A 20,248-nucleotide genomic window follows, 5' to 3' on the forward strand; every position below is an offset into this window, starting at 1 on the left:
GAAGGAGAGCATAATCCCAAGTGTTTTATGCGGGAGTACGGCGATAATTCGGTCAATTTCTTGCTTACATTCTGGCTGGAAGATGTGACGACGGGGCGTTGGCGCGCACAGAGCGATGTAATGTTCACCATTTGGGATTCTTTTAAAGAGCACGGCATAGAGATTCCATTCCCGCAACGAGATCTACACATCCGCAGTGGTCTTGACGTTCTTAATAACCAGCCAAAATCAGAGCCGGAAGAAGCCCAAGCTAAGTCGTAATTTATACATAATTGATGATTCTTCCTGCACGAACGTACTGCGTCTTGAAGTAAAACTCCATAGGTTCGTTTGAGAGACAGGGATGATTAACTGTATCCCGAATTCATGGGCTACCCATAAGCCAAACTCGTTTGCGAGTGTTAAGTAAATTTAATTGGCAAGGGTGATTTTGCGCGTGATTGGTCAATTCGCTAGTACGTTAAGATTAGATAAAGGAGAGTATTTTGACGGTATCTACATTAAAAATTATGGATGATAAAGCTGTCGATATTGGTGTTAGGGAAAAGCAAAGAGCCGACGTAGCTGAAAAGCTTTCTGGGTTCCTTGCTTCTACTTATACGTTATATATGAAAGCTCTTTATTATCACTGGAATGTAACGGGCGTTCAGTTTCATAGTTTGCATTCACTTTTTGAGCAGCAATATGAAGGCTTACATAAGACGGGTGATGAGTTGGCTGAACGCATTCGCGCTCTCGGACATTTCACGCCGGGTACTTTTAAAGCTTATATGGATTTGTCTTCTGTGGATGAGGATGATGCGTTACCAGATGATGCGAAGCAGATGGTTGAGAATTTGCTCCGGGATAATGAGACCTGTTCAAAGGAAGCGCGTGAGGTTCTTAGGGTTGCCGAAGATTCTGGGGATGAAGTTACTGTTGATATGATGGTGGCCCGGATGGCAGCGCATGACGAAGCGGCATGGATGCTTCGTTCGACAATACAATAAGAGGTGATTATGAAAAAAATATATATGGTATTGATCGGTGCCGCAGTCTTGGTTGCTGTTGTTGTCGGTGTCAGCTTGCAGAACGACCCCACCCTTGGGGAGCGACTTGGTGATGCTGCTGAAGAAGTTGGCGATGGCGTTGAAGACGCTTCTGAAGAGTTGGACCCCAATCGTACTCTTGGTGAAGACATCGGAGACGCTATTGAGGATGCTGGTGATGAGCTTCAGGATGCTGCAAACTAGCGTCTTCAAATGAAATATAGTAAAGGGCGGCCTTTGTGCCGCCTTTTTTCATCTCTTTATGGAGAATTTATATCCTACAGACTAAAATGATGGACAAAATGTCATAATCAAAAGTACGAAGATGAAAAACAAAAATCAAATCTTAGTCTGTATCGATGCACATCCCAAAAGCAATGTGTTACTGCGTGCTGCAGCGAATAAATCCAGAGAAACGGGCCTCCCTTGGGGAGTGTTGTATGTTGAAACGCCTGAACATTTCACGCTAGAGAGGGATGCTCGAGAGCGGATACTTCGTCTTTTGACCGTAGCAGAAGAAGTGGGGGCCAATGTTCACACTGTGGAGCATGGTGATGTTATTGGTGGGATTAGAAATTTTATAGCATCTGCCCATGACGAAGGAATGCCCATTCAGACGTTGATAATGGGACAAAGCAGTAAAGAGGGCTTTTTGAATGAATTGAAAGCTTCTCTTGCGGAACGTGTTATGCGAGAGGTCAGGGTTTTCTCTACAGGTGTCCAGATTGTACCTCTTGTGGGCAGGCAGTATACACCGAGTTGGTTTGACAGATTACAGTTAAAAGATATCAAGCTAAAAGAAATCGGGTTTGCGTTAGTTTCTGTAGCGCTCGCTTATATCGCGTCAGAAATTTTACGTATGCAGGTATCTGGAATTGGATGGACAGCCCAGGTACATAACGTGACGGCCTTTTTCTTGGTTGCATCTATTATTACATCTCTTCGGTATGGGCTTGTATCTGGTTTGGTGTCTGCTATTGCCGGGTTTTCAACGATAAATTATTTCTATGTTGCCCCATATTCTGGATTTGGAATAAGCCATACAGCTGACGCCGTCAGTTTATTCGTGTTCCTTTCTTCTGCGGTTATTATATCTGTTATGGGGGGCTACAATAAAGCATGGACCACCTCATTAGCCCGTAAGGAGAAAAGATCACAGGCATTGTACAAGGTACATCGCCTTGCGAGTGAGGCATCTGATAGGGACGGTGCTTTGGCTATACTTTATGATGAGCTATCCCGATTATTGGAAATGGATATCGCATTCTTTCTTCCCCCTGCAATGAATCCAGATGCACTAGAGCTGGTATACCCTGAACAGGCAGATTTAACGCCTGAGGATAATAAATCACTACAATTGTGTTGGGATGAGGTGCGAACAACGGGGCTTGGAACCGCCAGCCGGTTTGATTCTATTTGGCGCTTTGAGCCTCTGACAACACATAATGGCGAAATTGGTGTTATCGCGATTAAAGTACCACTACATATTCGGCTGGATTCTTCTTTTGGGCGGCTTCTTTCTGCGCTTGCTGATCAGGCCGCCAGTATTCTTGAGCGGATTGAGCTGACCAAGATGATGAGTGAAAGTCGCATGCGCGAAGAGCGTGAAAAATTACGCGCGATGCTTTTGTCCAGTGTTTCTCATGATCTTAAAACACCTTTAGCGTCAATCATTGGCAGTTTGAGTGTTCATAACCGAATGAAGAAAGCGGGGCGTCTGGATAGTGAAACATCGGACGAATTGATTGATACCGCTTTGGAAGAATCTCAGCGTTTGGACAGCTTTATTTCAAATATCTTGGATATGACACGTATCGAAAGTGGTGAAATTACGTTTGATGTTGATTGGGTCAATCCAGAAAAAATATTACAGAATATCAAAAAAAGAATGCGCCAACGTCTCTTAAATCATGAATTGGTTGTCAATAATTCTGATGCTTCCTTTGAAGTCATGATGGATAGAATGATGACAGAGCAAGTGTTACAAAACGTGGTTGATAATGCCGTAAAATACTCCCCCAAAGGCACAAAGATTATGATTAGACTTTGTGCAGAGAATAATGGCTTTGCCTTCAAAGTAAAAGATCAAGGACCTGGTATTCCGGAAGGGAAATTAGAGGCTGTCTTCGATAAATATGAACGTTTAAAGCAGTCTGATTCTCAAGTAGCAGGAACCGGCCTGGGGTTAGCTATATCCAAAGCAGTTATGGAAAAACAGCAGGGAAGCATCACTGTTCGTAATCATGAATCTGGCGGTGCTGAATTTTCCCTCTGGTTCCCCAATATGAAGTCATTTGCGCACAGGGCAAAGGCAAAATCGCCAGAGAAAAAAACATTTGGGGAAGGAAAAAAAGAAAGGAATGAATTGGCATGAGTTTGGACGGCACAAAAATAGTAGCGATTGATGATACGCCCTCCATTCGAACTTTTTTGCGGGTCTCACTCGAGGATGAAGGTGCTGAATTTCACGAAGCTTCCACCGCTCTTGAAGGCTTGGAACTTTGTAAAAAGGTTTACCCTGACTTGGTGGTTTTAGACCTTGGTTTACCGGATATTGATGGATTGGAAATTCTTCCTGAGATTAAAAAAATCCAACCTGACAATAAACTTCCGGTGCTTGTGTTATCCGTTCGTAAGGCGAGGGAAACGATCAAGGAAGCGTTTGATAAGGGGGCGAGCGGATATTTGACTAAACCATTTGTGGTGGAAGATCTTCTAGAAATTATAGAGGAAAAATTACCTTGTCGTTGATAGAAAACGCCGTTGTTTAAGATTTAATAGGTAAGTATATGCTTGTAGATTCTAGGAAGAAGCTACTGTTGGGGGCTGTTGCATAATACTATTTAAATGTAGTAGTCGCGACTTGATCTGACAGTTAGCCGTTTTGTGGCGGTATCTGTCAGGTCAAATTCAATTCACGAATTTTTCCTTCCAGATTTTTTTACCCTCGATCATTGTCTCGAAGGGTGTTCTTCCGCAACACATTTTTCCCTGATGCGTACGTTGAGTATTGTCGTGATGGAGCCATTGGTCGAGATCAGTTTGCAACTCTTCTATGGACTGATAAACCTTCTTGCGGAATGTAATCTGGTAAAATTCCTGCAGAATTGTCTTGTGAAAGCGTTCGCAGATGCCATTGGTCTGCGGATGTTTGACTTTAGTTTTAGTGTGATCAATATCATTAATAGCGAGGAATAGCTGGTAATCATGCTTGTCAGGTCGACCAGAATATTCCGTGCCTCTATCCGTCAGAATACGGAGTACAGGAAGTTCATGCTCTTCCATAAAGAGTAACACTTGATCATTGAGTAAGTCAGCAGCTGTAATGGGTGTTTTGGTGGTGTAGAGCTTGGCATGAGCCACTTTACAATAGGTATCAATATATGTCTGTTGATATACGCGCCTCACACCTTTGAGTGTGCCGACATAGAAAGTGTCTTGAGACCCCAAATAGCCAGGGTGTACGGTTTCTATTTCCCCACAGGCCTCATCATCGTGTTTCTTCCTCTCAAGCGCCTGTACCTGGGTCTCTGTGAGAATAATACCTTCTTCTGCAACTTTGGCTTCCAGTGCTTTCAATCGGTTCTTAAAGTTGGCCAAATTATGACGCAACCAGATCGAACGCACGCCCGAAGGTGAGACAAATACACCCTGCTTGCGTAATTCATTGGAGGTTCGTGCTTGACCATAAGCAGGGAATTCAAGAGCAAAATCCCTTACTGCCTGTTCCGTTGTCTCATCCACTCGATTGGCTATATTCGGCTTGCGTCGAGTGCGCTCAAGTAAAGCGGTTACACCGCCTTCATCAACGGCTGACTTGTAGCGATAAAATGTATCTCGCGAATAACCCATCACCTGACAGGCTTTAGAAACGTTACCCAGTTCCTCGGCCAGGTTAAGCAGCCCTGCTTTGTGTTTGATGATCTTATCTGTAGTATTCAATATTGTGGTTTCCTTCTTTGATAGTTTGGTTCGCACCACCATCAAAACGGATAACCACACTCTCTTTCAAGAGATGCACCACCCTTAATTCACTCTGGTGAAAAGAGGGTGGTGTCAGATTAAGTCGGAACTAATTCATCTAAGTTGTTTAAACGGGATATATTCAATCTGATGACGCTTTTGTCATACCTAAGGCATCCATGATTTTCCATGCGGTGTTTAAATTTAACTTCCCAGTACCTCTTTCTAAATGAACAACTGGCACATGGGAGCAGCCAGCAAGTGCAGCAAGTGTTTTTTGGTTTAGGCCTTCGGCCTTTCTCTTTGCTTTTATTTGTTTTCCGAGCTCAACTAAATTCGGGAGATTTTGGGTCAATTCGTTAGTCATAGAAATCACTCCATTTGGTTTCAACTGACCCACGGTATTGTGCGGTACGATGTTCGTTTAAACCAAGGGGCTCATATAAGTTATGAAATAGGTGTTCCTTGGTTTTGAATATCTGTTTAAAAGTCAATTCAACGATGGCTTTGTTTAATTTAAGGTACTTACCTATTTCGAAAATGGTTTCCCTATTTACTTGATCCCATTGCACGGCATGATCACCAAGTTTCAATCCAAATTCTGTCGAGTAACTTTGTTCCCCATAAATATAGCAATTCAGTGCATCATAGATAGGGGCTAGCCGAAGCCCATTTGTTGTTTCAAGTAAGCTCCAATTCTTAAGATGACAATCGGTGTTGCCAAGAATTGCATACGCAATCAACCTTTCCAAAACTAAGAGGGCATCAATTTTGGGGGCTTCTGAATACTTTAGTGCTTCGTGAAGAGCTGTGTAATCTACTGCATACTTGTTTTCACGGCGACGGCCCGGAGGGATAGCGATGACTTGTGCAAAGTCCTCACATCGAAGTTTTATGTTTGCATCAGGGCCCTCTCGGTCAAACCGTTTTAGGATTAGGGCAGGCTTGTTAATTGAACTTATTACGGTGGTTTGAAACGTATTTACCTGATGTTTTGGTAAAAGGGTTTCTAGAAGCCTTAGAGTTGTGGCCTCATTATTAACAATATCTATAAGGTCTTCACGAGCAAACTTGGCGATGTGTGATGCTGGGCTATTTGTTGATGCTGGTACGAAAGAATGACCGTCTTGATAGCAAAGAATTTTAGCCTGAACACCAGATATAGTTCTACGGTTTTCAGTTATTGCTTCTGTTTCTAGATCGATATTGGGCTTTGCTACAAATTTTTTCCCATGTGCATCGGGGTCTTCAATCCCGATGGCGCCAATACAATCTGCGCCAAAGGCTAATAATAGACCAAAGTCATCTTCTACATCGGCGTCAGCGATCGCACTTTGACGATTCCTCAGCCACCCTTCTGGGGCAAGGTGGGCGAATACGGGATGGATGCCATAATTGTATGTGTGTGTTGATTCTGAACGGGGCAATGCACAGGCAATTTCAGGCACGTCATTATAATACTCAAATACCGTACCACCCGCCGCAGTTTCAGTTAAAGTACCTACCGGATGGCCTTTAAAGGTAATTATACCGTATCTTAGTTTTGCCATTGGTACCTAAATCCATACTATTGTTAGATTGCTATATAGATATAGTATTAAATTCAATACTTTTCAAGTTTTGGTATTTTAAATGGTACTAATTGTATAATGGGAGCGAATTCAATACCAAGCTTACGGGTTATAAGGTGATGGTATCAATAAAGATACCAAGGTTCGTTTTATGTAATGGAAAATTTTTAAAGAATGAATAATGAGTTCTTACTGGTTGATCTCGTAAGTAATTTGAAAAATAAATATAGCTAATGTTGGTAATTAATTAAATGACGATTTAAAAATAATCGAATTTAATTAATTTATTTTCTTTTATTATCAATAGGATAAAAATAGAAAAATATCGATTTTAAATGATTTAATTCATTTTATTTAATTTAATTACCCATTCCAAAAAAATTTAAAAACGACCCTATTTTTAATTTCTGAGGTCCAATCATGGATGAACAATAAATTAAAAATAGGAATTATTACGATGGAAAAAAATACAGTGGCCAAAGCAGAAACCTTTAACACACGCCCTAACCTTACACCTAGTTGTACAGATATTCACATTACACAAAAAGAAATTCGAGCGGATGTTAATGACAAAGTATCCGCGAATTTGAGGTATCGCGTATCAGTCATTTGTCCCGACTTCAAAATCATAGGATGTGACAGAATTTATCTGGCCGTTGTTATGGATTGTTTAACAGGGCTAATTGTTCACACCTACGTGAGTACAAAAGATGCAAATGATTGTTATTTGGGTGCTCTCAGGCAGTCGGTAAAAGCATTGCCTGCAAATTACAGTCTTCAATTGTTATGTGATGATTATGGCTTGTTGAGGGACGTGCGTTTCAAGGTTATGTGCGAGGCGTCGAATATTATCCCAGTCTTCAGCGATCCAACTGAACCACAAAGTATTCATATTGGAATGCGGCAGGTAACAAAAAATTTGAAAAATTATCTTTCTGAAAACGAATTCAGTAATATTCGAACTCTAAAGCGAAAAATCACACAGTGGAGCGATAATTCAATGCAACCTGCAAACGCCGATACTCTGAAGCCAAATCGTAAAAAGCAGAGATCAAAACTCAAAATGTGATTTTATAAAATCTAATTAGAAATAAGATTTCAAATAGCTCGGGATTTCCCGGGCTATTTTTTTTGTGCTTTTTCTGAGAAAGAAATTTGCTTATTCTTGTCTCGGACACATCTTAAAATAAGGCCCGGCTCCCTGAGCCGTGATTCGCATAATGTGCCTTATGTGAAGTAAATTAGAATAATTTTGTGAAATGACACTATTTGGGTTCAAGATTTAGGCGGATGACATCTTATGTTTCATTTTTAGGCTTTGTTTTAAGGTCGGAAATTGTCTAGAAGCCTTAAATTCCGTTATTTGCGATGACAACTTATGTGACGACCTACAACATGAATAAATGGAACACGTTGCTGATTCTAAGTGTTTTAGAATATGATTAAGCTTGATAAATTTGTCAGAGTTTTGCGAGCTTCTTCCTGTAATATCCCCATCTTTAAGGTGGTTTTAAGGCCTGAATAGGTTCTTTTGGCCGACTTTTTAAACTACGACACCAGCACATTTTGCTGTATTTTTGATATGTAGATTCATGGCTTTTTCTGCTGCATTCGCGTCGCGCTCGTGTAGTGCTTTGATTATTGCGCGATGTTCGGCGATAGATTCTGCCATTCTGTTCACTGCTGTAAAGGGTATCGGCTGGCGTTGCGTTTCTATAAGTAAAGGAACAATTGATTCATATTGCTGAGAAAGTAAAACGTTACGGCATTTCCTTGCTATATGTTGATGAAATGCCTGATCTTCCTCTACGTTGACAATCAGATCATTGTTTTCCCATGCCGCTTCCATTCTATCTGTCGCAGTTTTTAATATATTAATATCATCTGCTGTCGTTGTTTGGGCTGCATGCTTTGCAAGACGTCCTTCGAGTAACATCCGTACTTCAAATACGTCACTCATGTCATACCGTTTTGCGTAACGCCAATGAGTACTATCCGGGGGCGGATTGGCGTTTGGGTCACAGACAATGGTTCCGCTTCCTGAATACGTTTTGACAAAACCAAGTGTTTCAAGTGTCATTAATGCTTCACGGAGGGATGATCGTGAAACACCGAGTTTTTCTGCCAGTTGACGTTGTGATGGAAGTCTCTGTAATGCCTCTATCTCGCCGGATTGTATCATCTTTTGAATTTGGCGTGCAACGGTCTGTGACACCGGGGTCCGGTCAATCATAGTTTTGTCAAAATCCACTTTTGTGTTCATTCATTTATCCAAACTTTACAGTTTATATCTGTAACGGGAAATTATTTTCTTGACGCGGCATCGGATTGACTCCCTAATTGGTCCGACCGGTATGACCAATTATCGGATTAAAAACAAGTCAAAATTAGGGAGAAGTCGGAAATGCTATTTAAGAAATTCAAAACTGTATTCGCTACTGCTGCACTGGCGAGTGGGATTACAACGACTGTTTATGCCGATACGCTGCAAGTTGGAGCAAATATCGGGAATGTACCTTGGGAATTTCAAGACGAGACAGGCGCAAATGTGGGGTTTGAAGTTGATTTGGTGACAGAAGTTGCATCGCGCCTCGGTCATGATGTGGAAATTGTTAACATTCCTTTCAACGGACTGTTTTCTGCTGTTCAGTCAGGCCGAATAGATGTCGCGATATCTTCAATTACAATTACCAAAGAGCGTTTGGAATCTGTTTCTTTTGCACAGCCTTACTATGACAGTGACCAGTCCCTTACAGTCAAAGCAGGAGGCCCTGAGTCTGTAGCAGAAATGTCAGGTAAAGTTGCCGGTGTTGATACAGGTTCAACGGGTGATGTCTGGGCAACGAAGCACAATGCTGAAGTCGGGTTTTCTGAGATCCGTCGTTATGAAGGTTTGTCATCTGCGATGCTTGATCTTACAGCTGGACGAATAGACGGTTATATCTCTGATATTCCTGCCTTGTTATACTACGTTAAAGACAAGCCTAGCCTGAAAGTTGTCGCCCGTATTGAAACTGGCGAACGATATTCAATGATGTTCAAAAAAGATGCAGCACTTGTAGCGCAGGCGAACGATGTTTTGACCGAATTGAAGACTGAAGGTTTCCTCGCTAGCTTACATGAAAAGTGGTTTGGTGTGACGCCTGAAGACACAACATCGACTGTAACTGTGATGGATATTCCTTGATCCTGAGAAGCTAAATCATGCCCGACCAGACATCCTGATCGGGCATTACTCTGAGTAATGGGAATATCATGGAACTTATCGAAACCTTTTTTAATTCTGAGGTCCTAATCAGAGCATTTCCAATGCTTATGAAAGGATTGTGGATCACGATAAAACTTGGAACTGTAAGTATTGTTGCAGGTCTGATTTTGGGTCTTCTTTTGTCGCTTGTTCGACTTTATGCACCGTCTTCGGTGCAATTTTTAGCGCGTGTTTATATTGATATATTCCGATCACTGCCGTTATTGGTTTTATTGATAATTGTTTATTACGCATTTCCGTTTATCGGTATTCGCTTGTCGCCGTTTTGGTCAGCGATGCTCGCCTTAACGTTAGTATCTGCTGCTTATACCGCGGAAATTTTCCGTGCAGGAATTCAGGCAATCCCAAATGGTCAGTTCGAAGCTTCACAAGCTCTTGGCCTAAGTTATCGGCATATGATGCTTGATGTAATCTTACCGCAAGCAGTTAAAATCGTTATTCCTCCGCTGACGAACAACTCCATTAATGTTGTCAAGGACACTGCGCTCGCTTCGGTTGTTGCGATGCCTGATTTGCTCAAGCAAGCAACCCAAGCTCAGGCTCTATCAGCAAATCCAAGCCCGCTAATCGGGGCTGCGATTATATACATTTTGTTTCTTTGGCCGTTGGTGGCCGCTGTGTCTCGAATGGAGCGCAGGTTTGGGGCAGGAGAAAGCTGATGACTGGTTTTGTAAGTATAAAAAACCTTGAGAAACACTATGGTGACTTCAAGGCTTTAAAAGGCATTGATCTGGATGTTGCCGAAGGTGAAGTTGTGTGCGTTGTTGGCCCGTCTGGTTCGGGAAAATCAACGCTAATTCGCTGCATAAATTGCCTTGAAAAGTTCGAACGCAGTAGTGAAATAATTGTGGACGAAACCCCTGTAATACCGGGGAAATCACTGGCTAAAATTCGCGCTGAAGTCGGTATGGTCTTTCAATCGTTCAATTTGTTTCCACACCTGAGCGTACGTCGAAATGTTATGCTGGCTCCTATGCGGGTGCGCGGAGCTAGTAAGGTGGATGCTGAAGCGCATGCTGATACGCTTTTGAAGCGTGTCGGAATTTTTGAACAGGCGGATAAATATCCAAAACACTTATCAGGTGGACAACAACAACGTGTAGCTATTGCGCGTGCGTTAGCAATGGAACCTCGCGTAATGCTATTTGACGAGCCAACGTCTGCGTTAGATCCAGAAATGGTGGGCGAGGTTTTGGATGTCATGAAGAATTTGGCAGATACTGGCGTCACGATGATTGTGGTTACTCACGAGATGGGTTTCGCCCGCCAAGTTGCCGACCGAGTTATTTTTATGGATGGTGGTGAAATTATAGAATCGGGTACCCCTGACGATATATTTTCCAACGCTAAAGAAGTTCGAACACAGAATTTTTTGAGTGCTGTGTTGAACCATTGAGCGGAGAGAGAAGCAAAATGAGTGTAATAAAAAAACAAATAGATCAGGAATTTGTTCAATCACATTTCCCGGGGCTAAAAAGTAAATGGACATTCTTTGATAATGCTGGCGGATCACAAACAGTGGCCGGTGCTATTGAAAAAATCACTGATTTTTTAACGCATCGTGATGTGCAGATAGGGGGAACTTACGACGTGTCACTGGCTGCTGCCGAAGCACTTATGGATGGGCGTAAGGCTGTTCAGCTGTTAGTAAATGCGGATCGCGCCGAAGAAATTGTCTTTGGTCATTCGACGACCGCGCTGGTTCAAATTCTTGCGAACTCTATGCGTAGCCAGTTTGTTGAAGGTGACGAAATTATTATCTCGGTTGCGGACCATGAATCCAACATTGGGCCATGGGATCGTCTGCGAGAATTTGGTGTAAAGATAAAATTCTGGCCGATTGATCAAGAAACATTTGAACTGCGTCTCGAAGACTTAGCCGCGCTGATGACAGACCGGACAAAGTTAGTTTGCGTACACCATGTGTCAAACATATTGGGACAAGTAAACCCAGTTGCAGATTATGCTCGGTTTGTTCATGAGCACGGCGCAAAAATTTGTGTAGATGCTGTTGCTTATGCTCCTCACCGCGCAATTGATGTCGTTGCGTGGGATGTCGATTATTATGTTTTTAGCATGTATAAATGCTTCGGACCGCACACAGCTGTTATGTATGGTAAATATGACCTGCTGTCTGAATTGGACGGGCAATATCACTACTTCTATGGAAAAGATAAAGTGCCGGGGAAGCTAGAGCCGGGCAATCCAAATTATGAATTGGCTTACAGCACAGTAGGCGTTGTCGATTACCTTATTGCTCTTGGGGAACATGTTGGTGGAACGGGAACCCCACGTGAGAAGCTGGAGGCCGCGTATAATGCCATTACAGAGCGTGAAGATGAGTTGACTAATCAGCTGCTGACGTACCTCAATGGGCGCAATGATTGCCGAGTGATTGGACCTGACAAGAATGTTGCTTCCACGCGTGTGCCGACAATATCTTTTAAGCTCGACAACCTAGATTCTAATGATGTCTGCAAAAAGATGGACTCATTTGATATTGCAATCAGATTTGGCGACTTTCATGCACGCCGATTAGTGGAAAACCTTGGTGAGCAAGGTGCCGGTGGTGTCATACGGGTGTCGATGGTTCACTATAATACTACCGAGCAAGTCGATAGTCTCTGTAAGGCTCTTGATGAAATTACCAGCAACAATCTAGCGGCGTGAGTGTGGTATGGCTAAATGTGATCTGACAATTCGAGGCGGTACAATTGTTACCGCGACTGATCGCTTCGTCGCGGATATTGGCATCCGAGATGGTGTGATCGTTGAGATATCTGAATCTATAACCGATACATCCGAGGTAATAGATGCCACTGGCTTGCATGTTCTTCCCGGCGGTATTGATGCGCATGTTCATTTAGATCAACCGACATCTGACGGCACCAAAATGGCTGACGACTTTGCAACGGGGACACTTTCTGCCGCGGCTGGCGGAAATACAACTGTGTTACCGTTTGCGATGCAGGTTAAAGGTACATCCTTACGACAATGCGTTGAGGATTATCATCGTAAAGCGGAGGGAAAATGTTTCACTGATGTGTCATTTCACCTTGTCATTTCTGACCCGACGCCTTTTGTGTTGGGGCAAGAATTGCCTGCATTGGTTCGTGATGGATATACATCATTCAAAGTATTCATGACGTATGATGATCTCGTACTGAACGATCAGGAGTTACTAGAAGTCTTTGATGTTGCGCGACGGGAAGAAGCCTTGGTTATGGTGCATGCTGAAGGCAACGACGCAATAAAATTCATGACTCAGAAACTTGAATCTGAAGGCCATAGCGCGCCATATTATCACGCTGAAGCACATTCCCAAATAGCAGAGCGCGAAGCTACTCACCGTGCAATCAGTCATGCCCAGTTAACAGATGTACCTGTTGTTATTGTGCATGTCTCTGGTCGTGACCCTATGGAGCAAATTCAATGGGCGCGACGTCGGGGAATGAAAGTCTTCGCTGAAACTTGTCCTCAATATATTGCCCTGACAAAAGAAGATTTAAAGGGGCTCAATATGGATTTCCAAGGCGCGAAATATGTTTGTTCACCACCACCGCGTGACACAGATAGTCAGAATGCGATCTGGGAAGGATTAAGCGATGGCACGTTTGATTTATTTTCTTCGGATCATTGCCCTTTTTACTTTGATGCTCCGAACGAAACGGGCAAAAATAACAATCGCGCTCGAACTTCATTCAAATGGGTGCCGAACGGAATTCCAGGTGTTGAAACAAGATTGCCAATTCTGTTTTCGGAAGGGGTAAGCAAAGGACGTATTAGTATTGAACGGTTTGTTGCATTAACATCATCTAACCCTGCGCGGCTCTATGGACTGTATCCTAAAAAGGGAACGCTTGCGATTGGTTCTGATGCGGATATCACATTGTGGGATGATCGCCGCGAGGTAACAATCAGACAAGACGATCTTCACCATGGATCTGATTATACACCTTACGAAGGAATGGTGGTGAAAGGTTGGCCGGTACGCACTATTCTTCGTGGTAAGACGATCATGGTAGAAGGAAAAGTCAGCGATGAAAAAGCATCAGGACAGCACCTGAGACGCGGTAAAAGTGAATTAGGTTATTCCAAAAAGTAACGGCTTTATTTAAGTCAATGTCTTTGGTGATCTCTAAAATTGTTTCTCTATTTACTTACTACATTTGCGTTGTGCGGATGTGAAATAAATAGGTTAAATTTAGAGAGTGAACCGATATGCTCCATTTTAAGGCTTGAAGTTAAGTCTTAAAATTGTTTAGAAGCCTTTAGGCTATGTTATTTCCGATGACACCTGATTATGCGCTACTGGACACTACAAAGAAGTTATTTTCTATGTAACCTGTGTTTAGGTACCTCTTATAGCATTTAATTTTGAGGATATTTCTCAATAAATGTTGAAGAGTGATGAGCGGGTCTTTTCTAAAATGGGGCGTAGAAAATGGATAAAATAAAAGTTGAAGGCGGTATTTATTTTATTGCGTTCCTTCTTTGTATACCGTTTGCAAATTGGATGATCGGTAATGTTGGTACCGTTTGTGTCGTTGATGGCCCTTGTCTTTTGCCTGTTGGTCCAGACATCATGGCGCCAAGTGGAGTATTGATGATTGGGGCCGCTCTTGTCTTAAGAGATATGGTTCAGCGACGCTTAGGGAAGAAATGGGCCTTGATTGCAATAGTGATCGGAGCTGCACTATCTGCTTATGTTGCTCCCCCAGCGCTCGTTGTTGCTTCTGCTGCCGCGTTTTTGCTTTCTGAACTCGCAGATTTTGCTGTTTATACGCCGTTACAAGAACGCCGATTAGTGCTTGCCGTTTTAGCCAGTAGCGCGGTTGGCCTTGTTATCGATAGTGTCGTTTTTCTACAGCTTGCCTTTGGGAATCTGGATTTTCTGTTGGGCCAAGTCCTAGGGAAGTCATGGATGGTTCTACTTGCCTTGCCGTTGATTTCGTTACTTCGGAAAAGAGACCAACGCCTCGGGGTGACTTCTGCATAATCCTTAACCTCGTCCCAATGTTAGGTGATTGACTAAGTATTAATAGAATTCGACGGGTGTTTCAGCCTGTTATCTGTCTAGGTCTCTTTTCCACCAAACACTTTATCCAGAACAAACAAACTGCACGCTACCGACGGTCCTATCAAAACAGCAAACAGCACGGTGCCGAGGCCGACAACACCACCGAGGGACCACCCGATGATTACGGCAGATAGCTCTATACCACTTCTGATCCAGGCAATTGGTAAATTGGTTTGTTGCTGAAATCCTGTCATCAAGCCGTCTCTGGGCCCTGGACCCAAATTGGCGATCAGGTAAATGCCACTGCCCAAGCCTGTTACCAGAATACCCAGAATGGTGAGTAAGACCTGAAAGATATAGCCATTGGGTGTGGGGATGTAGGGGAGAACAAACTCCAGAACAAGCGCAATGATAATAGCGTTCAGGATGGTGCCAATGCCCGGTACTTGTTTGAGTGGCCACCACAAAATAAGCACGGTCATGCTGACGATGAAGGTCGATAAACCTATGGTCCAGCCCGTCTGTTGGCTTACACCCTGTGCCAAAACGGTCCAGGGGCTTACGCCTGCTCCGGCTGCGATAAGAAGGGCTTCGCCAAGGCCAAATATTGTCAAACCAACGATCAACAAGATCAGGGTGACAAGGTCGGGCCGCAAATTCAGTGGTTTCGGCGAACTCCAGGACAGGGTTGGGACACTCTTGACGGAGAGGAAGGAGAGGCGCGGGGAATTTTTCATAACAGGTCCAGTATCAGAGTGCGCGCATTACACGGTCTTTATCTTAGATCTCTGATCATAGACTGCGCATAAACGGAGAGCGGCGTAGGTGAGTTTGGTCTTTTGCCGCAGTAATAATTTCCAATAACTTGTTTTTATCTTTTGGTAAATTGCCAGCCAGTGGCAAACAATTAGATGCATGGTTAGAACGAAAGATAATCGGTTTTTGCGGGTTCAAAAGCTTGAGCAGTTGTTCTTGTTCTAGAAGAATTGCATCGTCGTCTTGAAACGTAAAACCCTCTTCTTGCTCAGCCATGAACTCATCAACAGTCGCCTCATCAAGGGTGAGTTGCAAGGTTGAGAGATAGGTCGGTGGATGATCGTTGATCAATTGTGCGGTACTTGCGATATGATCTTCCCACCCCGTCTGTCCGGCGAGCCCGAGGATTACCGTGGCGGATACCTTCAGCCCAGCCGCGGTTGCATTGTCCAGTGCCATGCCGTGGGTTTTGTGCGAGGCACCTTTGATCACGCGCTTGAGGACCTGTGTCGAGCCTGATTCTATGCCCATGTATACGAGGCTGAGTTTCATGGCTTTAAGTTCGCGTAACTCATCAACAGATTTGTCGATCAGGTTTTTCGGCGTGGCATAGGCCGATACACGTGTCAGTTCGGGGAATGTTTCGTGGAGCTTGTTTAATATTGCCCGCAGATTATCCATCGACAGGGTAAGAGCATCACCATCGGCAAGGAAGACACGGCTTGCCGTGGGCCACTCTTTCGCTGCGTGGTCGATATCTGCGAAGACTTGATCCAGTGGTCTGGCCCGGTATGTTTTGGTCTTATACATAGAGCAAAAGGTGCAATAATTTGCAGAGCACCCAAGCGTCGCTTGTATGATCAGGTTGTTCCCTTCACTCGGAGGGCGATAGAGCGGCATATCGTAATAAATGGTTCTTCCTCCTGTTGGGGGCCGTATATGACTTATGCGTCAGTTTTAAATAATGTAATAGACTTTAACTGTAAGGATTATGAACGCAATTTATGGAACGTCTAGTTGCTATCTCACCATCTTTTGTTGAATGCTGTATGCCATTACAATGTTTACCTGCTTCCCGTCTGATGACAGGGGGACAAACACTGTTTGATCCCTTTCTATAACGCCATTTGAATTTGGGATGTTTGAATCGTCGTAGGCGACACCTTTTTTATTAATGACGTGCCCATAATTTCCCCACGCATCGTCCCAAGAATTTGCATGAAAATTATCTTTGACAGCCTCGCCCGTCGGATCTTTCCCTAGGACTGCAACTTCGTTTGTTCCCACGAGGCGATAGGTGAGCTCTTTGGTTTCACTGTTCACATCGACCAATGTTATGCCGGGCAAAAAACAAACCATGTTAATCGGGTCAAAATCGCTTCGAGAAGGGATGACGCCATCTTTACACTTTGATTTCCATATTTGGTAAAATGCCGCAATTCGGGCATCGCATTGATCTAGAAAACTTTCATCGAAAACCCGGGCATTAAATTTCATAGGTTTTGTCATGAAGGACTCTTTCGGAAGTGACGTGATATAGAGTGAAATTAAAGATAAGCCGAAGGATGTGATAGTCTATATTCAACTAAATCTAAACCGTTTTGTAAGAGGGGAACATTTTGGTCGAGCTCTATTTGCATCCTTCGTTATTTTTTTATGATGACCTTCAATAGGATAATTTACTCGGAAGGTTCTCTTTGTATGCTGTAAAGCATAACAATATTTACGTATTCTCCGTCAGAGGATAGTGGGAGAAATATCGTTTCATCACCGACAATAATGCCGTTTGAATTTGGCATGTCCAAATCATCAAAAACGATGCCTTGGTTATTGATGGTATGGTTATAATTTTGCCAGGTATCTTCCCAAGTTGTTGCGTGGAAGTGTTCTTTCACACTATCGCCTGTGGGGTCTTTCCCGCGAACGGCGACTTCGTTTGTCCCGACCAAGCGATAAGTTAAATTTTGGGTTTCTTTATCAACATCAACCAACGTAATACCGGGCAAAAAACGGACCATATCAATTGGATCAAAGTCGCTTCGAGAAGGGGTGCGGTCATCTTTACACTTTGATTTCCACATTTGATAAAAGGCAGCTATTCTATCGTCACATCTTTGCAGAAAACTCTCGTCAAAACCCCGGTTATAAAATTTTTTAGGTTTTGTCATTAAAAGTTGCCTTCAAATATGAAATTCAAGAAAAACTTGTGTGCGGTGTGGGCCTCATAGCAGGAGTGTGGTGCAAATAGGTTAAAATTTGTATTCAAAAAAGCCAAACAATTTTTGAGGAATGCTGATTAACTGTTGATGCTTTGCTGACTTCACGCTTTGATATACGTAAGGAATTTTTAGACCGTAAATATCTTGAAACGAGGTAATGTTGGGTGGTTGATAATGATTGATGAAGAGCTCAAAACAGCTGAAGCCCTGATTGATAAAGGGATTGAATTCGGGGTTGCCTATGGATTTCAGATCATCGGGGCCATCATTGTTCTGATTATCGGTTTGAAAATAGCGGGCTGGATTGGCGGTAAGGTTACCGGGTTGTGCCTGCGTAAAGAGTTTGATCAGACGCTGTCTGGCTTTGTCGGTAACATTGTCAAAGTTGTTTTGATCGTCTTTGTTATCATCATTACTCTTGGTAATTTTGGGATCAGTACAGCCCCGTTGATCGCACTGGCAGGGGCTGGTGCCTTTGGTGCGACCTTGGCGATACAGGGGCCTCTTTCCAATTATGGCGCAGGACTTTCTATTATCCTGACACGGCCCTTTACCATTGGCGATACTATTATTGTTAAGGGGGGCAGTGGGGTCGTGCACGAGGTCAAGTTGGCCTATACCCAATTAATTGGTGAAGACAAGGAACTGATTACGATCCCGAACAAGCGTATTGTTGGTGAAGTTATCACCAACTCACACAGCAACCGAATTGTCGAAACCCGTATCCCTTTGGCCGGATCAGTAGATGCAGACCGGGCCATTGATGTTTTACGAAGGGTTTTGGAGGGGGATGATCTGGTCCCGAATGAACCCCGTGCCCAGATTGGGGTGCATGATTTTACCTATGGCGGTATTGTTATCGGTCTGCGGTATTGGGTGCCTAGCCAGCGTTATTATCAAGAACGCTATCGTGTGAACACGGCTTTGTTGAGCGCCCTTAAGAGGGAGAAGATAGAGCTGCTGTCCGGCGGTGGTGCTGCCATTGCTTTGAACGATACTTCTGCCGATCTGGAAGAGATGTCGTAAGAGGGCTGCGTTTCTATTGGTCAGAAGTTTTTTTGCGATCACTTAATCTTTGCGAGAGGACTGTTCTTCAGAATCTGATAATCGGTCGATCTTACTTTCCAGACTTTCAAAACGGTTGATCAGGGTGAGAAGGTCTTCGTGGGTGATGTTTGCCATCTCGGTGATCTTTTCATCTGTTTCATCGTGTGAAGTTTGCATGGCATCCACGATAATACCGATAAAGAGGTTCAGTACTGCAAAACTTGTGATGATGATAAAAGGAATGAAGAAAATCCATGAATGGGGAAAAATTTCCATTGTCGGGCGGACAATTCCCATGGACCAACTTTCGAGTGTCATGATTTGAAACAAAGTATAGGCTGACGATGATATCGTGCCAAACCATTCCTGCATATTCGGGTCAGGGTGTTGGCCAAATAGCTTTGTGGTCAGGACAGCGGCAACGTAAAAGACGATGGAAAGCACGCCGACCACTGAAAGCATACCGGGAACGGAGGCAACGATTGCCCCAATGACCCGACGCATTTGAGGGACCACAGAAATCAGTCGCAGCACACGTAGAATACGCAAGGCCCGTAATACCGCAAAAGCGCCGCTGGCAGGAACCCAGGCGATAGTCACGATCAGCAGATCAAAAATGTTCCAGCCGGATTTAAAGAAGTTTAGCCGGAACGCAAAAAATTTGAGGGTAAGCTCTAGAGAAAAGGCAATCAGGATAGCTTTGTCGACCCAATAGAGAAGCTCGGTTTGCGGAGGCGTCAGGCTGGAATTTGTTTCCAATCCCAAAGTCACTGCATTAATCAAAATGAGTGAGGTAATTGCCCAGGTAAAGGTGTTGCCTTCTAAAAATGCGCGTAATTTTGTGTTTGATAGGCTTGGCGTATCAGCCTTCGTTTGGGGTGTGTTCTGCGTCATTTTGTCCAAAGTCATCGGATGCGGTGCTTACCTGTTGCTGTGCGGCGATCGTTTGAGTTCATTACTTAACGCAGGAAATCATTAGGTCAAGAGGTAGCTGGATGAAAAGCGGTAATGCCGCCGCGGCTGATAAAGCGATCGATCTGAATTATTTTGCCCCCAGTATAAAGTTAAATTTTTAAGCAGGTGTATGCTTTTTTAACCAAAGTGTGTTAGGAAAAAGCGCAACAAGAAAAATAACACTATATTTACATCTGTTTGAAATCATCGTTTTATAAGAAATATCACTCCACCATAGATTAAAAGATCTGTTCGATCCGTTGGTGCAAAAGGGTAGTGGGGGTAGTTTCGGTAATGTTGGCGTTCGGTAACCCCGAAGAGGAGCCCGGGGAAGAATTTGGCGCAGAACTTGGAATTGAAGAATTTGTTCTAGGTCGGGGGACCGGGAACCAAAGCTTTGTTATGCGCACGCTTGTGCCACG

Annotated in this window: 21 protein-coding genes and 1 pseudogene; 13 read left to right on the plus strand and 9 right to left on the minus strand. The window is 43.5% G+C overall.

Features of this window, described 5'->3' with window-relative positions:
- From Q0241_RS03160 to Q0241_RS03180, 5 genes and pseudogenes are all read left to right on the plus strand, one after another.
- Nucleotides 1-261: pseudogene (locus Q0241_RS03160) on the plus strand (mechanosensitive ion channel domain-containing protein); the annotation flags it as partial.
- Between the two features lie 224 nt (nucleotides 262-485).
- Entirely contained in the window at nucleotides 486-989 is a 504-nt protein-coding gene (locus Q0241_RS03165) for a Dps family protein (protein ID WP_299372950.1), read from the plus strand.
- A gap of 9 nt (nucleotides 990-998) precedes the next feature.
- The gene (locus tag Q0241_RS03170; protein ID WP_299372952.1) at nucleotides 999-1,232 is read left to right on the plus strand and encodes a hypothetical protein; all 234 of its coding nucleotides are present in this window, start codon (nucleotides 999-1,001) and stop codon (nucleotides 1,230-1,232) included.
- 121 nt (nucleotides 1,233-1,353) lie between these two features.
- Complete coding sequence (locus Q0241_RS03175; protein WP_299372954.1) at nucleotides 1,354-3,402, plus strand: ATP-binding protein; 2,049 nt, start codon at nucleotides 1,354-1,356, stop codon at nucleotides 3,400-3,402.
- Nucleotides 3,399-3,779 carry a response regulator gene (locus Q0241_RS03180; protein ID WP_299372957.1) on the plus strand — a complete coding sequence of 127 codons (381 nt, stop codon included), beginning with the start codon at nucleotides 3,399-3,401 and terminating at the stop codon, nucleotides 3,777-3,779. Before Q0241_RS03175 ends, Q0241_RS03180 begins: the two co-directional genes overlap by 4 nt.
- 159 nt (nucleotides 3,780-3,938) lie before the next feature.
- Here Q0241_RS03180 and Q0241_RS03185 read toward each other — a convergent pair whose 3' ends face one another.
- From Q0241_RS03185 to Q0241_RS03195, 3 genes are all read right to left on the minus strand, one after another.
- Entirely contained in the window at nucleotides 3,939-4,973 is a 1,035-nt protein-coding gene (locus Q0241_RS03185; RefSeq protein ID WP_299373009.1) for an IS481 family transposase, read from the minus strand.
- Nucleotides 4,974-5,133: 160 nt separating this feature from the next.
- Nucleotides 5,134-5,358, minus strand: a complete 225-nt coding sequence (locus Q0241_RS03190; protein ID WP_299372960.1) for a helix-turn-helix domain-containing protein — start codon at nucleotides 5,356-5,358, stop codon at nucleotides 5,134-5,136.
- Nucleotides 5,351-6,541, minus strand: a complete 1,191-nt coding sequence (locus Q0241_RS03195) for a HipA domain-containing protein (protein ID WP_299372964.1) — start codon at nucleotides 6,539-6,541, stop codon at nucleotides 5,351-5,353. The genes Q0241_RS03190 and Q0241_RS03195 overlap by 8 nt, the downstream gene beginning before the upstream one ends.
- A 478-nt stretch (nucleotides 6,542-7,019) precedes the next feature.
- On the opposite strand from Q0241_RS03195, the gene Q0241_RS03200 reads away from it, so the two are divergent.
- Entirely contained in the window at nucleotides 7,020-7,631 is a 612-nt protein-coding gene (locus Q0241_RS03200) for a hypothetical protein (protein WP_299372967.1), read from the plus strand.
- Nucleotides 7,632-8,105: 474 nt separating this feature from the next.
- Here the strand turns inward: Q0241_RS03200 and Q0241_RS03205 are convergent, their stop codons facing one another.
- Nucleotides 8,106-8,825 (minus strand): FadR/GntR family transcriptional regulator, encoded by a 720-nt coding sequence (locus Q0241_RS03205; protein WP_299372970.1) that lies wholly within the window; start codon nucleotides 8,823-8,825, stop codon nucleotides 8,106-8,108.
- Nucleotides 8,826-8,966: 141 nt separating this feature from the next.
- Here Q0241_RS03205 and Q0241_RS03210 point away from each other — a divergent pair, with 141 nt between their 5' ends.
- The 6 genes from Q0241_RS03210 to Q0241_RS03235 all read left to right on the plus strand — a co-directional run bounded on the left by Q0241_RS03210 (nucleotide 8,967) and on the right by Q0241_RS03235 (nucleotide 14,829).
- On the plus strand, nucleotides 8,967-9,749 hold the full coding sequence (locus Q0241_RS03210; RefSeq protein WP_299372973.1) for an ABC transporter substrate-binding protein: 783 nt from the start codon (nucleotides 8,967-8,969) through the stop codon (nucleotides 9,747-9,749).
- Nucleotides 9,750-9,817: 68 nt separating this feature from the next.
- Nucleotides 9,818-10,489, plus strand: a complete 672-nt coding sequence (locus Q0241_RS03215) for an amino acid ABC transporter permease (RefSeq protein ID WP_299372976.1) — start codon at nucleotides 9,818-9,820, stop codon at nucleotides 10,487-10,489.
- The gene (locus tag Q0241_RS03220) at nucleotides 10,489-11,226 is read left to right on the plus strand and encodes an amino acid ABC transporter ATP-binding protein (protein ID WP_299372979.1); all 738 of its coding nucleotides are present in this window, start codon (nucleotides 10,489-10,491) and stop codon (nucleotides 11,224-11,226) included. The genes Q0241_RS03215 and Q0241_RS03220 overlap by 1 nt, the downstream gene beginning before the upstream one ends.
- Before the next feature lie 17 nt (nucleotides 11,227-11,243).
- Complete coding sequence (locus Q0241_RS03225) at nucleotides 11,244-12,500, plus strand: aminotransferase class V-fold PLP-dependent enzyme (RefSeq protein WP_299372982.1); 1,257 nt, start codon at nucleotides 11,244-11,246, stop codon at nucleotides 12,498-12,500.
- A 7-nt stretch (nucleotides 12,501-12,507) separates the two neighbouring features.
- The gene (gene hydA, locus Q0241_RS03230; RefSeq protein WP_299372986.1) at nucleotides 12,508-13,935 is read left to right on the plus strand and encodes a dihydropyrimidinase; all 1,428 of its coding nucleotides are present in this window, start codon (nucleotides 12,508-12,510) and stop codon (nucleotides 13,933-13,935) included.
- 339 nt (nucleotides 13,936-14,274) lie between these two features.
- On the plus strand, nucleotides 14,275-14,829 hold the full coding sequence (locus Q0241_RS03235) for a VUT family protein (protein ID WP_299372989.1): 555 nt from the start codon (nucleotides 14,275-14,277) through the stop codon (nucleotides 14,827-14,829).
- A 77-nt stretch (nucleotides 14,830-14,906) separates the two neighbouring features.
- Here Q0241_RS03235 and Q0241_RS03240 read toward each other — a convergent pair whose 3' ends face one another.
- The 4 genes from Q0241_RS03240 to Q0241_RS03255 form a co-directional block, all read right to left on the minus strand.
- The gene (locus Q0241_RS03240) at nucleotides 14,907-15,587 is read right to left on the minus strand and encodes a hypothetical protein (protein ID WP_299372991.1); all 681 of its coding nucleotides are present in this window, start codon (nucleotides 15,585-15,587) and stop codon (nucleotides 14,907-14,909) included.
- Nucleotides 15,588-15,642: 55 nt separating this feature from the next.
- Nucleotides 15,643-16,506, minus strand: coding sequence for a radical SAM protein (locus Q0241_RS03245; protein WP_299372994.1), 864 nt, complete (start codon nucleotides 16,504-16,506; stop codon nucleotides 15,643-15,645).
- Between the two features lie 120 nt (nucleotides 16,507-16,626).
- Nucleotides 16,627-17,115, minus strand: coding sequence for a PAS domain-containing protein (locus Q0241_RS03250; RefSeq protein ID WP_299372997.1), 489 nt, complete (start codon nucleotides 17,113-17,115; stop codon nucleotides 16,627-16,629).
- Nucleotides 17,116-17,285: 170 nt separating this feature from the next.
- Nucleotides 17,286-17,774 carry a PAS domain-containing protein gene (locus Q0241_RS03255; protein WP_299373000.1) on the minus strand — a complete coding sequence of 163 codons (489 nt, stop codon included), beginning with the start codon at nucleotides 17,772-17,774 and terminating at the stop codon, nucleotides 17,286-17,288.
- A gap of 225 nt (nucleotides 17,775-17,999) precedes the next feature.
- On the opposite strand from Q0241_RS03255, the gene Q0241_RS03260 reads away from it, so the two are divergent.
- Nucleotides 18,000-18,851, plus strand: coding sequence for a mechanosensitive ion channel family protein (locus Q0241_RS03260; RefSeq protein WP_299373003.1), 852 nt, complete (start codon nucleotides 18,000-18,002; stop codon nucleotides 18,849-18,851).
- A gap of 42 nt (nucleotides 18,852-18,893) precedes the next feature.
- Here the strand turns inward: Q0241_RS03260 and Q0241_RS03265 are convergent, their stop codons facing one another.
- Nucleotides 18,894-19,766, minus strand: coding sequence for an ion transporter (locus Q0241_RS03265; protein WP_299373006.1), 873 nt, complete (start codon nucleotides 19,764-19,766; stop codon nucleotides 18,894-18,896).
- Between the last annotated feature and the right edge of the window lie 482 nt (nucleotides 19,767-20,248).

The sequence above is a fragment of the uncultured Kiloniella sp. genome (assembly GCF_937128705.1).
Lineage (GTDB): Bacteria > Pseudomonadota > Alphaproteobacteria > Kiloniellales > Kiloniellaceae > Kiloniella.